Here is a 13363-nt window from a genome sequence, read left to right as displayed (position 1 = left end):
TCCACCCCGACGTAGCCCGACCGGCCCCGCAGCGGATGCCCCGTCCGGGGGGACGCGGCAGGGTGGCCTTCGCCAGGACCTTCCGGCCCAGACGAGGAGCGACCATGTCCGTGACCCCCTGCCGGCGTCCCGCCATCGCTGTCGGGGCCACACTCCTCGCCCTGGCCGCCGGGGGCTGCTCCGGCCTAGGCCGCACCGCCGTCGGCACGCTCATCTACGAGGGCGGGCACGCGCACCACACGACGGTCACGAGCCCCCTCGTGACGGGGTGCCATCGCTTCGGGGGTGACGGAGCCGTCGCGATCGAGAACAACACCGAAGTGGACGTCAAGGTCTATCCGACGGACGACTGCTCGGGCAAGGGGTCCATCTACGTACCGTCGACGTTGTCGGACGTCGTGGCGCCGGGCGCGGGGCCATGGCGGAGCTACAGCTTCGTCCACTGAGCACGGCGGCGGGTCCGGCACAAGTCCGGCTGCCGGGGTGTCCGGATCACACTGGGACTGCAGGCGCGGCGCAGGGCGGCCACCTGCAGAGCGGGTCCGGCTCCGACGACGCGTCGACGTTCCGGACGAGCGCGACAACACGCGGATGCTGCCGGTCGAGGATCCGTGTCGGCGCCGCGCCACCCACCGCCATGGCTCCCACGGATGTCCCCCCGACGAACCCGCTCACGCGGACACGGCCTCGTGGCCCGAGAAGGGAGCTGGTCACGGACGGCATCCTTTCGTCCAGCCCCTCGACACCCCGGCCGGTGGCGCCGTCGTCGCAGAGTTTTTGTACGCGCTCAACTCCTTCCCGGGCAGGGCCGTTCACCCAGTCTCACGCGCACGGCCCCGCGCTCACCGCCCCACGCCCTCGACCGCCCCCAGCACCAGCCCCCACGGGTAGTCACCCGGCCGCCCCCCGCCCGACCCGTAGCTACCGTCGCCGTTCAGTACGTTCACGCCGGAAGCCCGCAGCGTCTCCACGGACCGCTGGAACTGGGGGTGCTGCGCAAGTGCCGCGTTCACGCACGGCAGCGTCACCGTCGGGATGCGCTTGCCGATCGCCTCGGCGGCGGCGCCCACGACGTACGACGACGTCAGGCCCAGCGCCCATGAGTTGATGCTGTTGAACGTGGCGGGCGCGAAAAGTAACGCGTCGGCCGCCGGCCACACATCCGGATCGCCCGGCCGCCCGAACTCCCAGAGAACGGGGTGGCCCGTGAGCACCGCCAAACCGTCGAGACCGGCCTCCAGCCAATGCGCCGCCGCGGGGGTCAGGCCGAGGCACACGTCCCATCCCCCGGCCTGGGCGTGCTCGATCACCTGAGCGACGTCGAACACGGGCGGCGCGGCGGAACAGAACAGATACAGAGTCCTCGTCATGCGCTTCATCCGATCACAGGCACCTGCGTCCGGAAGAGGTCGGGCCCCGTACGCCCCCAAGATCACTTCACCATCTTCACCTGCTCCGACCTGCTCCGACCCGCGGAATCTCCCCGCCCGGCTGTCCGGGACATGTCCCGGACAGCGAAGCCTGTTCTCCAGCGCCGCCGTCCCGTTCCAGGGCCGCCCTCTGCCGGCGCGCCAGGCGGACGGACGGAGCTCCATCCACGAGGGCCGGGACGCAGTTGCCATCTGTGACGCCGCGTCAAGTGATCTACTGGCATCAGACCAAGGAAGGAAGATCCGCCATGCCGACCAAGACGCTGCAGATTCCCACTACGGATGGCCAGGCCGACGCTTTCGCCGCCTTCCCCGACCGCGGCGAGCGGCTCCCGGGGGTGCTGCTGTACACCGATGCCTTCGGCGTGCGGCCCGTGCTGAAGAAGATGGCCCGCGAACTGACCGAACACGGGTACTACGTGCTCGTCCCCAACCTCTACTACCGGTACGGCCCGGCACCTCTGATCGAACTTCCCGAGCACATCGGAGAAGAGATCCGGCCCGCGGTCATCGGCCGGCTGATGCCCTTGATCGAGGCGCACACCACCGAACGTGCCCTGAGCGACGCCGACGCCTATCTCAGGTTCCTCACCACACAGCCCGAGGTCAGTGCCGGACCGGTCGCCGCGATCGGCTACTGTATGGGCGCCGCCTTGGCAATGCGCACCGCAACGGCCCACCCCGACCAGGTGGCCGCCGTCGCCGGATTCCACCCCGGCTTCCTGGTCACCGACGCGCCCGACAGCCCGCACCGCCTCGTCCCCAAGCTCACGGCCCAAGTGCACCTCGGCCTGGCCGAAAACGACCTGACGCCCGAGGCCATCAGCGAGCTCGACCAGGCCCTGGATGCCGCAGGTGTCGGTTACACCACCGAGATCTACCCCGGCACCATCCACGGCTTCACCATGTCCGACACCGACGCCTTCAACCCCTCCGCCCTGCAGCGCCACTGGGACCGCCTGCTCCCCCTCCTCGCCCGCACCCTGGGCAACAGCTGAGGCTCGGGCCCCGTTGCCGGTGAAGCCGACTTCATCCAGGGCGGTGTAGAGACTGCTCGACGCATCGCCCTCGCCCAGCAGCGCGGCAGCGCGGCAGCGCGGCAGGCGCGGCAGGCGCGGCAGCGCGGCAGCGCGGCAGGCGCGGCAGCGCGGCAGGCGCGGCAGCGCGGCAGCGCGGCAGCGCGGCAGCGCGGGGAGACTGCCCTCACAGCCTCTGTCTCGGGAACTGGCCGGCCTCCTGCGGCAGGACGCCGACCTCGAACGGCGGACGGTCGCCGTGCGGCGAGCGCCGGCCGAGACGTGTACGGACGGCATCCTGGCCAGGACGCCCAAGAACGCGGCCGGTGTGCGCACGGTGCCCTTCCCGGCCTCGCTGACGGCGAATCCGGCAGCGCATCCCGGCGCGTACGCCGAGCCGGGCCGCACCGGGCGGGTGTCCGTCGGGGCACGGGGCGGGCAGCCAGGCCGGAACAACCGTCAGCGGCTTCCCGTACGAGCTCACCGAGCGGGGAAGGTGAGCCGCAGCACGATCTCGCCGTCGTCGATCTCGCCGGTGGGCTCGAACCCGAACTCCCGGTAGAAGGGCCCCGGTTCGCCGTCGCCGGGCTCGTAGCTGGTCAGCAGCTCGGTGCCGCCGTCCTCGCGGACCAGGGCGACGATCTGCGCGAGCGCCTCCCGGCCGATCCCTCGCCTCTGGTACCGCTTGTCGACCAGGAGGCGCCAGAGGAAGTGCCGCCCTTGGTAAGCACCAGCCGGCGGTTTCCACGACAGCATCACGAAGCCGACCGGCTCGTCGCCGCGGTACACGGCGCGATACCAGGGATTGGCCTTCGGCTTCTTTGCCGCCTCCTTGAGCGACTTGGACACGGAGTCGACGAACTGCTTCTGGTCCCGTCGGACGCGGAGGTCACGAACGGCATCCCGGTTGTCGTCGGTGATCTCCCGTAGGTGCACGCCTGGCGACCCCATGCCACACCCCTTCCTGCATCCGGCAGCTGCGTCATCCGGGCCGAGGGGGAGAGCCGCCACCGGGCGGCATTCCCGCGTGCGTACGCGTACTCGACGCTACCGCCAACGCCCCGCAGCGGCACGCTGCGGAGGCGTTGTGGCTGGTCAGCGCGGAGGGCTTCGAACCGTCGGCGGCTGCCGTGCACATCTTGCACCCCTTGTGGATGCGTCTTCGCCAGTCGCCCTGCGGCCCCTCGTACCGACTCCGCCGACAGGCCTCTGCGCCGCTGTCGGCTCCGAGCCCCCGGTCGACCGCACGCCCCGGCACGGACCGGCACGACACGTTTGCTGCGTAGCCCAACGCAGAAGGCGCGCCGGCCCCGGCCCAGGGGGGGTCCCGCCGGCCCTCGCATCCGGCGATGGTGCCGGGCGGCGTTGTCCGGGCCGGGTCGTTCTGTGTCTCCGAGCCGTACGCGACGTCGTCCGGAAGTGATCCGGCAAGGGGCGGTTGGGCTGACAGTTCAGGGCCGTGGAAGACTGCCCGGATGCGTGAGTGGTTGTGGGGGCGGCGCCGCTGGGTGCTCGCGACGGCCGTGGTGGTCCTGGCGGCGGGCGGCGTGACCGTACCTGTGGTGATGTCCGGGCCGGATTGCCGGCAACTGCCCGACTCGGTCGGGCGGTTGGCGGACGACCCGGCGGCGGCGACCAAGGCCCTGGACCCGGGGGACGGCCTGGAGCGGCTCGGCGAAGTACGGGAGCTACTGGCACACAAACGATTCTGCGGTGACGGGGCACGGGTGCTCGGCCGGGTCGTGGAGGTGGCCACGGTCGCGGGAGGGCCGGGCATCCCGCACACGAAGGCACAGGCACGTACCGCGTACGCCGTGGTGACGGTGTTCTCCGAGAACTACGAGTCCCCGTTGCCCGAGGGTATCGAGCCGTACGTGGCGCGGATGCTGGCGGACTACGTACTCGATACCCACGACCGTTCCGTGGACGACGAGGAGATCGGGGGACCGTCCGCGACACATGGCCAGGAAGGCTTCAGACCCGGCAGCTTCGCCTCCCCTCAGGACGCCTTCGCGCTGTTCCAGTACGAGAAGCCGGGGGACACGGACCACGATCCGTCGCTGCCCCAGCTGGTCAATGATCTCGCCCATGACCCGGAGGCCTTCGCCATCCTGTACGACGCCGAGCGCGCGTACTTCGCCTACGTACTGGAACGCCTGACCGGCGACGCCGCCGTACCCGGCCGGGAGGAGAGCGCCCGGCTCGCCGCTGAGCTGGACCTGACGGACATCAGCAGCCGCGTGGGCCTTCTGATGGGGGCCCGCATTCGGCACGCGGAGCAGGGTGTCGTCGAAGACCCGGAAGGTTTCGACCGCGCGGTACGCGAGCACAGCAAGGGCGGTTACGCCCCAGCCTCCGAGCAGGTCGGCGGTACCCTGCCGATGACGGACATCGTGCGGCGCAAGCCCGGGCCCGCCCTGCCGGCGGACAGCTTCTTCGACGGCCGCCACCACCTTCTCGCGGTGCTCGGCCAGTGGGCCCGTGAACGAAAAGTACCTGAGAAGCGGATCGCGAACCTGCGCACCGATCTGGAGCGGTACTACGTCTCCGAGCTGGGCTACGTCTAGCGGCTGACGGCGGGCCTTTCACGGCCCGGCAGTTCGAGGTCGGTGCAGCCGCGCCGCTTCACCTGGTCCTGGGCGTAGGCAGTGAGCATCGCACGCAGCTGCGGTCCACGCACCTCGGGGAGCTCGTCCCTCGCGGCCACCACGAAGTTGGCGACCTGGCCGTCGCAACGGGCTGTGGCCCGGCCCCACGCGGCGGTCAGGTGTGGGCCGTCGACACCGTCGGTGGCCGCGCCACTCACCCGGTCCTCGGTCGTCCGGGACAGCGGCACCCGGGCCCAGTCCCCGTACCAGCCGGAGAACGCGAGGACGCGGTTGTTCCCCTCGTGGAGCTCGCAAATGCCCACCGGAGCGGTGTCGTTGGCGGCGACAGAGATACGCGCGTCGCTGACACCCGGCGGTTTCATCGCTGCCACGCTGCCGCAGGCCGTGTCCTTGGCGGCAGCCGGATCCACCGGTTCGGCCTCCTGGGCCGACTCGGTTCCCGGGGGGATCCGCACCGGTTCGGCGCCACAGCCCAGCTCGCGTGACGCCTCGGCCGCGACCGCGACCGCGGTACGCAGCAAGGCGTCCATGTCGGTTCCGGATGCGTTCACGCCGGCCGCTACCAGCATCTGGCGGGGGCGCCCGTCGGCGTCGTTGCCGAGGTCGGGGCAGCCAAGGAGCAGCCTGATCCTGTCGTCGGCCACGTACCCGGGCAGTCCGCCGGCCAAGGCCTGCGCGCCGAAGTCGATACCGCTGCCGAAGTCGCGGCGGAACACCCGTTCATGACCGTCCCGGTCGGTGTAGGCGGCGAGGCTGATCCGGGGGTCGTCGTGCTTGTCGCCGTAGTCGAGCCGACAGGTGAACACGCCGCGAGAGGCGCTGGCGAACTGCCTGCTGTCGGTCAGGTGCCCTTCCTCCGGAGCGAGCCGATCCACTGCCTCACTCGGCAGGGCCCCGGCGCACGCTTCGCGTGTCAGCCACCAGTCCTTGGCGAAGGGCTGCGTGAAATAGCCGGTCACGGCCAGTGCCGCAGCGATCCATATCGACACCTTCGCCCAGCGCGGCACGGTCCCCCCTCATCCGCCGAACTCCAGAGGGACCAGACCCTACCGGGTACTTTCCGCGTCCGCGGAGCCAGGGCGCCCGGCGGTCACGGGACACCCGGCCGGCCAGGGTGCTCTCGTTGATGCCCAGGTCCTTCGCGACCTCGGCGATCGGCTTGCCGGTCTCCGTCACGATCCGGACAGCCCCTTCACGGAACTCCGGATCGAACTTCCGTCGCTTCTCCGCCATGACTCCCGACTTCCCCTGCAGTCATGGTCTTCACGCTACGAGGGGAGGGACACCGGCGCTGCCCCCGCCGCCGATCCGGGGCCTGTCCGAGGGAACCTGGTAGGAGCTGGTCCGGTGACGGCTGCGGAATTCGGCCAGCAGCTCGTCGGTCGCCTCGGCCCCGGCACTCACAGCGGCGTGGACGTCGCGGAAGTAGTTTTCGTACCCGGCGGGGGTGTAGAGACACAGGGCGCGTGCGGGGGCCGGGCCCCCGTTGCGGAAGCCGTGCGGAGTGCCGCGGGTGGCGGCGAGCAGATGTCCGGGGCCGACCGTCACCTCGCCGTCTCCGGTGTGAAGCGTCAACTCGCCCTCAAGAACGTAGAAGTACTCGTCATGTCCGTCGTGCACGTGTGGCCTGGCGCCAATGGTGCCAGGGGCGAGGCTGAACTCCTCGAAGGCGAAGAGCCCGCCCGTGTGCTCGCTGGTAAGCCGGAAGAAGTGCGCGACACCGGCGACGTCTATGAGTTCACCGTCCTGGGGGCGGCGCAGCAGCGGACGGGCGGGAGTGTGGGCCTGATGATCGGTCATGGGGGCATTGTGACCCAGAGACTGTCCGGCGAGTCATGAGCGGAGCCAGAGGCATACGGCAGCAACGGTCACGGTGCCGTGGAAGACATACGCTCCCTTGTCGAAGCGGGTGGCTACAGCCCGAAAGCCCTTGAGGGCATTGATCGTTCGCTCGACTTCATTACGGCGCTTGTACATCGTGCGGTCGAAGCCTGCGGGCCGGCCCCCCGCGCTGCCTCGGCGCCGGCGGTTGGCCCGCTGGTCTCTGCGTTCGGGAATGGTGTGCTTGATCTGCCTGCGTCGCAGGTAACGCCGATTGCGGCGTGAACTGTACGCCTTGTCACCGCCCAGATGACTGGGCCGCGTGCGAGGTGGCCGCCGCCGAGCCTGGGGACTCGGATGCTCTCGAGGACGGGGATCAGCTGTGGGGCGTCGCCCCACTGGCCTGGTGTGATGACGAACGTGAGTGGACGTCGGCCCCCCTTCGCTCGCCAGGTGGATCTTGCAGGTCAGTCCGCCCCGGGAGCGCCCCAGGGCCTCATCGCGGCGGTGTTGCACGGGCCGGCCACGGCGGCCCGGGATGTGCGGTGCCTGCGTACGGGCTCCCGCGGCGTGCTGATGGGCCCGACAGGAGGTCGAGTCCACGCTGACCATGCTCCAGTCGATTCGGCCCTCCGCGTCGGCATCGGCCTGCACGGCCCGCAAGATCCTCTCCCACGTGCCATCCGCCGACCAGCGGCGATGCCGGTCATACACCGTTTTCCACTTCCCGAACCGAGTCGGCAGGTCCCGCCACGGGATATTGGTTCGCTGCCGGAAGAGAATGCCGTTGATCACCCTGCGGTGACTCTTCCAGCGCCGGCCTCGCCCAACATTGCTTGGTAGGTGCGGCTCCAAAGGAGCCCACTCCAAGTCTGAGAGATCACCCCGCCCCACGCGGGGCGGAACGACACAGACGTTGCCCAGTCACACAACCCATCGGACACGGCCTAGGTGGCCGCGGTTCGCGTGAGCGTGGGTGGCGCGGTCGCGATGATGGTGTCGAGGGTGGCGCGGGCGGCTTCAAGTGCGTGAATGGATGCGGTTATCCGCTCACGCTCACGGTGGAGGTCGTCGACGAGTTCGGGGCAGTCGGCGATGAGCCGTTCCCCGTCCTTGCCCATGCACGGCAGTACGTCGGCGATCGTGGCTGTGGACAGGCCGGCGGCCAGGAGGTTGCGGATGTGCGCCACCACGACCACATCCGATGGTGAGTACTCCCGATAGCCGCTCGCGCGTCGAGTCGGGGCGAGCAAGCCCTGATCCTCGTAGTAGCGGAGCAACCGCTCACTGACACCGGTGCGACGCACGAGCTCGCCGATTCGCATGGGTTCTCCCGGGCTTGACTCTGACATCGGTGTGAGACTTTAGCGTCGGCTGCATGACAAGTCGATCGGTCGTGACCACCGAACAGGCGAGCCCCCGGACCTGGCTGGGGCTTGCAGTGCTCGCCCTGCCCACCCTCCTGCTGGCCGCAGACGTCACGGTGCTCTACCTGGCCACACCACACCTGGCTGCGAGCCTGCGGCCCACCGCCACCGAACTGTTGTGGATCACCGACAGCTACGGGTTTCTGATCGCCGCCTTCCTGGTGCCGATGGGCAACCTCGGTGATCGCATCGGACGCCGCCGGTTACTCCTCATGGGCGCCGCGGCGTTCGCCGCCGGATCGGTCGTCGCCGCCTACGCACCGACGCCGACGGCGCTCATCGCGGCGCGCGCACTGCTCGGTGTCGCCGGTTCGACGCTGATGCCGTCCACGCTCGCGTTGATCAGCAACATGTTCCGCGACCCGACGCAGCGCGGGATGGCCATTGGAATCTGGGCGGCGTGCCTTTCGGGCGGCGTCGCGCTCGGCCCCGTCGTCGGCGGCGCCCTGCTGGCATCGTGGTGGTGGGGTTCTGCCTTCCTTATCGCCGTGCCCGTGATGGCGCTGTTGCTGGTCACGGCGCCGTTGGTACTGCCAGAGCACCGTGACCCCGCGCCCGGTCGCATCGACCTGATCAGCGTCGCCCTCTCCCTGGCGACCGCGCTGCCGGCGATCTACGGCATCAAACACCTCGCCGCGGGCGGCCCCATCACGACCAGCATGGTTTCGATCGCCGCGGGCATCGTTTCCGGTGCCTTGTTCGTGCGGCGTCAACTGGTGATTCGTGACCCGTTAATCGACGTGCAGTTGTTCGGCGTGCGGCAATTCCGGGTCGCGATGATCGTGATGACGGCCGGCATCTCCGCAACCGCGGGCGTCTACCTGCTCGTCACGCACTACCTGCAACAGGTCGCCAAGCTGTCGCCGTTGCAGGCGGGCCTGTGGTTGCTCCCGTCGTCCGGCGCGATGGTCCTGACCTCCGTACTGGCCCCCGGACTCGCACGGAGGTTCGGACCCGGACGGATCGTCGGCATCTCACTGATGGCCTCTGCGGCCGGGTTCGCGACCCTCACCCAACTGACCGCGGAGTCGGGACTGCCACTGGTCGTGCTCAGCATCGTCGTCGTCTATCTCGGACAGGGACCGATCATGGCCCTCAGCACCGATCTCATCGTCGGCTCGGCACCACCACGCAAGGCCGGAGCAGCGTCGGCACTGTCCGAAACCGGCACCGAATTGGGACTTGCCCTCGGCGTCGCGGTCCTGGGCAGCATCGGTGCTGCCGTGTATCGGCAGCACATCGGCGTCCACATCCCGCACACCCTGCCGCCGGATTCCGCAAAGGCCGCCCGGGAGGGCCACAGCCAGGCGGCGACGGCCTCGACGGAACTACCACCGGCAGCCGGTGCGGACCTGCTACACGCCGCCGACGCGGCATTGACCTCGGGCCTCGTGGTGATCGCCGCGATCGCTGCCGCAGTGTCCGCGGGGCTGGCCATCCTTGCGTGGCGAGCCGACTGACCTGCACTCGCGGGCCTCAAGACCTCTCAGAGGGCGGTTCGTGAGTCTTTGAGAGGTTCTGTCATCGCCTGATGGTGTGGGCACGGGCGGAATCTACTGGTCCGCGGCCGGTGGTCTGTTGGGGTGGCGGGGTGAGTGAACGAACGTCGTACCCGAGCGACTTATCGGACGAGCAGTGGTCTCTGATCGAGCCGGTGATCACGGCCCTGGAAGGACCGGCACCGCTCGGTGAGCGGCCACCAGGGCGCCTACGCGATGCGGGAGATCGTGAACGCGATCCTCTACCAGGGCCGCACCGGCTGTCAGTGGGCCTACCTCCCGCACGACCTGCCGCCGAAGAGCGCGACGTACTACTACTTCGCCGCCTGGCGGGACGACGGGACCGACGAGGTCATCCATGAACTCCTTCGTTGCCAGGTCCGGGAGAGGGCCCGCCGATTAGAGGACCCGACCCTGGTGGTGCTGGACACGCAGAGTGTCCACGTCGCTGCCGGGGTCCCCGCCTCCACGACCGGCCTGGACCCGGCGAAACGGGTGCCGGGCCGCAAGCGGGGCCTGGCCGTGGACGTGCTGGGCCTGGTCATCGCCGTCACCGTCGTTGCCGCGAGCATCCACGACAACGCCGCGGGCATCGCCCTGCTGGACCAGGTCGCCGAGAACGCCGGCGGAACTGTCCGCAAGGCCCTGGTCGACCAGGGCTTCAAGAACCAGGTCGCTCTGCACGGCAACCGCAGAACGTAGCTGCGAATCTCGGCGATCTTCGCCGTCCTGGCCGTCCCCGGGAAGCTGAGCACATGACAGAAGGCATACCGCGTGCCGTCAGCCGCCTCGATCGTGCCATCAACGCCCGCCTCCCGGTGACGGCCCCTCACCTCAGCTGACCCATCGCCACTGAATCCGGCGCCGTCGGGACATCTCCTGTCCCGGCGGCGCCGGCCGCCTTTTCCTGGTCCCGGTCAAGCTGGCCCCGGTCGAGCTGGAGCCTGGCCGGTCAGCGAGCTCCCAGTTCCTTGGCCAGGGCCTTGGCGGAGTCCTGGGTGAAGTTGCCGGCGATCTGTACCTCGCCCCCGGTGATGGTCTGGGTGACGGCGGGGGCGCTGATGAGCCGGTCGCCGAGGACGATGGCGAACTGGTTCTGGGGGGAGGGGCGTAGCGCCGCCCGCCCGGTGAGGGCGGTGAATCGTTTGGCGTCGTCGTTCTGGAACGTCATCTCGATGATCCAGCGGCCGGACCGCTGGTCGAGCTTGGCCCGCACCTGCTGGAGCTGCTTGACGTTCATGCGGTCCTCGGCCCGGGTGGAGATGCTGTAGCAGGTCCTCGGGTCCTGGGCGGAGAAGGTGGGCGGCGGCAGCTTGTTGGTGCACTCGCCGGTCTCGGCCTGCTCCACCAGGGCGAGCCGCAGGTCCTGCCGTACCTCCCCGGGCTTCGCGGGGGTGTAGTCGCCATCGGGCTGCTGCAGGACGTAGACGACGCCGGCTGAGGCGAGGAGCCCCGCCAGTGCCAGGCCGCTCCAGAGCCGGGCGCGGCGGCGGGGCGGTGTCGGGCGGGGCAGGTGATGGGTGCCGGTGGTGGCGGGCGGGGTGCGCTCGGTGGCCGCTTCGGGGTCGAAACGCCGCTGGGCCGCGTCGGCCTCCTCGGTACGGCGTCTGCGGTGCTGCTCGATCGCTGTGGACCAGCTTTGCGGGAGCCAGTCGGTGGCGCCGCGTGCCTGCGGGCGCTCGGCGAGGACGGTGCCCACCTGGGCCAACAGGTCGTGTGGGGTGGGGCGTTGGGCCGGGTCCAGGGCGAGGCAGGGGAGGATCAGGGTGTTCAGCTCGGCGGGCAGGCCGCTCAGGTCGAGGTCGCCGTCGGCGGCGCGTACCAGCTGTTCCATCGCGGTGCCCTGGCCCATGTCGCGGTAGGCGCTGCGGCCCGTGACCAGGTAGAAGAGGGTGACGCCCAGCGAGAAGACATCGGACGCCGAGGTGGTCGGCTCACCTCGGGCCTGTTCGGGTGCGGCGAAGGCGATGGTGCCGAGAGCGGCCTTGGTGCGGGTGACGTCGGCGGCCTGGGAGATCCCGAAGTCGATCAGGCGGGGGCCGTCCTCGGGCAGCAGGACGTTGGAAGGCTTGACGTCGCGATGGACGAGCCCGGCGGTGTGGATGCTCACCAGTGCCTCGACCATTCCGGCCGCGATCCAGTGCAGGGCGGTGGGCGGCAAGGGGCCCTGGGACGAGACCAGTTCGCGCAGTGACGGGGCCGGAATGTACTCGGTGGCCATCCAGGGGACCTGGGCTTCGGCGTCGGCGTCCACGACACTGGCGGTGAACAGACCGCGTACGCGCCGGGCCAGGACCACCTCACGGGCGAAGCGGCGCCGGTCCGCGTCGGCGCCCTCGTCGGGCGTGGCCAGGAGGGTCTTGACGGCGACGGTGCGGCCGCCGGGCGAACGGGCCAGATACACGCGCCCCATACCGCCGCTGGCCAGTTCCGTGAGCACGGTGTACGGCCCGATCTGCTCGCCGGGCCGTGCGGCCCCCGTCCACTCCGCCCGCACTGGCGCCTCCCCCATCCGCCCTGACCATGGCGGCCCGTGGTCATGTCAAACACGGTTCAGACTAGGGGATCCACGCGGCGGCCATGGGCGCGCCCCCTGTGCCTGCGGCACCCAGGAAGTTTTCAGGCTCCCCCTTCCGGCCCGCCTTGAGATCACGACGATGAAGGCAAGCGGCCGACCGTCCAACAGCCCAACTGCTCAGCAAATCAGGGGGATTTCATGCGTACACCCATGCTCCGGCTCGCGTCGGCGACAGCAGTGGCGGGCGTCCTGCTCGTCGGGTGCGGCAGCGGTGAGAGTGCTGATTCGGCCCAGAGCGCCAAGAGCAAGGCCGAGCCCGCCGCGACCGCCCCGGCCGGCGACCGGATCGAGCACATCCCCTGCTCGAGCGAAGCCGAGAGCTTGGGGGAGTTGGCAACCGACGACAACGCCGCAGATGCGCGTGCCAGACCGGCGCGTCCCAGGCATGATCCGCCGGACAGGCCCTAGCGGTGGCCTTGTTGCGGCATGCCTGCATCACCTCGGGGGCGGCGGTGGGCAGTCCGAGCTGGCGGGCGAGGCGGGCGACCGGGACGAGGTACCACTCGGTCCAGGTGAACACCCCGGCCAGGTCGTAGCGGTCGGCAGCATACGGCAGGCGGCGGACAGCGCCGCCTGGTCGGTCGGGTCGGGCACGACCACGCACTCCTGGATGTACGGCACCTCCCACGACGGCTCCTCGCCGGTGATCATGACGACGTCGTAGACGGCAGCCACGGACTGCAGGCAGTAGCTGCGATACGCCTCGGCTTCCATATCGGCCGTTATTCCGCCATTGTTCTGCCTCCTTCCTGTTCTGGGCATGGTCAGACTCTCCCTGGTCAAAGAGATAGCTCCGCAACCACAACCGCAACAGGAGTGTTGTTCCTCTGTCGGTGTCGGCGCTCTCTGAGAATGGCTCTGTCCGCAGTTCCGAGTTCCGTGAATCACCAGGTCAGCAGCGCAGCGCGCCTTCGGCGCGCGCCGTGGGCGTGGTAAATCCCGTGGCGCGCGCCGGGGGTGCTTCTGTCTGCCCTGACGTGAGC

At 69.8% G+C, this 13363-nt stretch carries 12 protein-coding genes and 3 pseudogenes; 6 read left to right on the top strand and 9 right to left on the bottom strand.

The window, feature by feature from the left end:
• Nucleotides 1–104 precede the first annotated feature (104 nt).
• Entirely contained in the window at nt 105–446 is a 342-nt protein-coding gene (locus ACZ4SA_RS33040; RefSeq protein ID WP_468281593.1) for a hypothetical protein, read from the top strand.
• 396 nt (nt 447–842) lie between these two features.
• Here ACZ4SA_RS33040 and ACZ4SA_RS33035 read toward each other — a convergent pair whose 3' ends face one another.
• The gene (locus ACZ4SA_RS33035) at nt 843–1370 is read right to left on the bottom strand and encodes a flavoprotein (RefSeq protein ID WP_468281592.1); all 528 of its coding nucleotides are present in this window, start codon (nt 1368–1370) and stop codon (nt 843–845) included.
• Between the two features lie 308 nt (nt 1371–1678).
• Between ACZ4SA_RS33035 and ACZ4SA_RS33030 the strand changes: the two genes are divergently transcribed.
• Nucleotides 1679–2428, top strand: a complete 750-nt coding sequence (locus tag ACZ4SA_RS33030; protein WP_468281591.1) for a dienelactone hydrolase family protein — start codon at nt 1679–1681, stop codon at nt 2426–2428.
• A 498-nt stretch (nt 2429–2926) separates the two neighbouring features.
• Here the strand turns inward: ACZ4SA_RS33030 and ACZ4SA_RS33025 are convergent, their stop codons facing one another.
• Nucleotides 2927–3397, bottom strand: coding sequence for a GNAT family N-acetyltransferase (locus ACZ4SA_RS33025; RefSeq protein WP_468281590.1), 471 nt, complete (start codon nt 3395–3397; stop codon nt 2927–2929).
• Nucleotides 3398–3921: 524 nt separating this feature from the next.
• Between ACZ4SA_RS33025 and ACZ4SA_RS33020 the strand changes: the two genes are divergently transcribed.
• Nucleotides 3922–5013: a hypothetical protein gene (locus tag ACZ4SA_RS33020; protein ID WP_468281589.1), complete on the top strand. Its 1092-nt coding sequence runs from the start codon at nt 3922–3924 to the stop codon at nt 5011–5013.
• Here the strand turns inward: ACZ4SA_RS33020 and ACZ4SA_RS33015 are convergent.
• From ACZ4SA_RS33015 to ACZ4SA_RS32995, 5 genes and pseudogenes are all read right to left on the bottom strand, one after another.
• On the bottom strand, nt 5010–6062 hold the full coding sequence (locus ACZ4SA_RS33015; RefSeq protein ID WP_468281628.1) for a hypothetical protein: 1053 nt from the start codon (nt 6060–6062) through the stop codon (nt 5010–5012). The two genes, ACZ4SA_RS33020 and ACZ4SA_RS33015, sit on opposite strands and share 4 nt — an antisense overlap.
• 115 nt (nt 6063–6177) lie before the next feature.
• A pseudogene (locus ACZ4SA_RS33010) lies at nt 6178–6288 on the bottom strand (transposase); the annotation flags it as partial.
• A gap of 30 nt (nt 6289–6318) precedes the next feature.
• Nucleotides 6319–6855 carry a cupin domain-containing protein gene (locus ACZ4SA_RS33005; protein ID WP_468281588.1) on the bottom strand — a complete coding sequence of 179 codons (537 nt, stop codon included), beginning with the start codon at nt 6853–6855 and terminating at the stop codon, nt 6319–6321.
• A 54-nt stretch (nt 6856–6909) separates the two neighbouring features.
• Nucleotides 6910–7770: pseudogene (locus ACZ4SA_RS33000) on the bottom strand (IS5 family transposase); the annotation flags it as partial.
• A gap of 53 nt (nt 7771–7823) precedes the next feature.
• Nucleotides 7824–8201 (bottom strand): MerR family transcriptional regulator, encoded by a 378-nt coding sequence (locus ACZ4SA_RS32995; RefSeq protein WP_468281587.1) that lies wholly within the window; start codon nt 8199–8201, stop codon nt 7824–7826.
• Nucleotides 8202–8272: 71 nt separating this feature from the next.
• On the opposite strand from ACZ4SA_RS32995, the gene ACZ4SA_RS32990 reads away from it, so the two are divergent.
• Nucleotides 8273–9763 (top strand): MFS transporter, encoded by a 1491-nt coding sequence (locus ACZ4SA_RS32990; RefSeq protein WP_468281586.1) that lies wholly within the window; start codon nt 8273–8275, stop codon nt 9761–9763.
• Between the two features lie 131 nt (nt 9764–9894).
• Nucleotides 9895–10489 (top strand): annotated as a pseudogene (locus ACZ4SA_RS32985) (IS5 family transposase); the annotation flags it as partial.
• Between the two features lie 265 nt (nt 10490–10754).
• Here the strand turns inward: ACZ4SA_RS32985 and ACZ4SA_RS32980 are convergent.
• On the bottom strand, nt 10755–12314 hold the full coding sequence (locus tag ACZ4SA_RS32980) for a serine/threonine-protein kinase (RefSeq protein ID WP_468281585.1): 1560 nt from the start codon (nt 12312–12314) through the stop codon (nt 10755–10757).
• Between the two features lie 204 nt (nt 12315–12518).
• On the opposite strand from ACZ4SA_RS32980, the gene ACZ4SA_RS32975 reads away from it, so the two are divergent.
• Nucleotides 12519–12788 (top strand): hypothetical protein, encoded by a 270-nt coding sequence (locus ACZ4SA_RS32975; RefSeq protein WP_468281584.1) that lies wholly within the window; start codon nt 12519–12521, stop codon nt 12786–12788.
• A 27-nt stretch (nt 12789–12815) separates the two neighbouring features.
• Here ACZ4SA_RS32975 and ACZ4SA_RS32970 read toward each other — a convergent pair whose 3' ends face one another.
• On the bottom strand, nt 12816–13094 hold the full coding sequence (locus ACZ4SA_RS32970) for a hypothetical protein (protein WP_468281583.1): 279 nt from the start codon (nt 13092–13094) through the stop codon (nt 12816–12818).
• Nucleotides 13095–13363 lie beyond the last annotated feature (269 nt).

It is taken from the genome of Streptomyces sp. NPDC027962, assembly GCF_055566095.1.
Note: the sequence above shows the minus strand (reverse complement) of the source record. Positions and strands in the feature narration are given on the sequence as shown.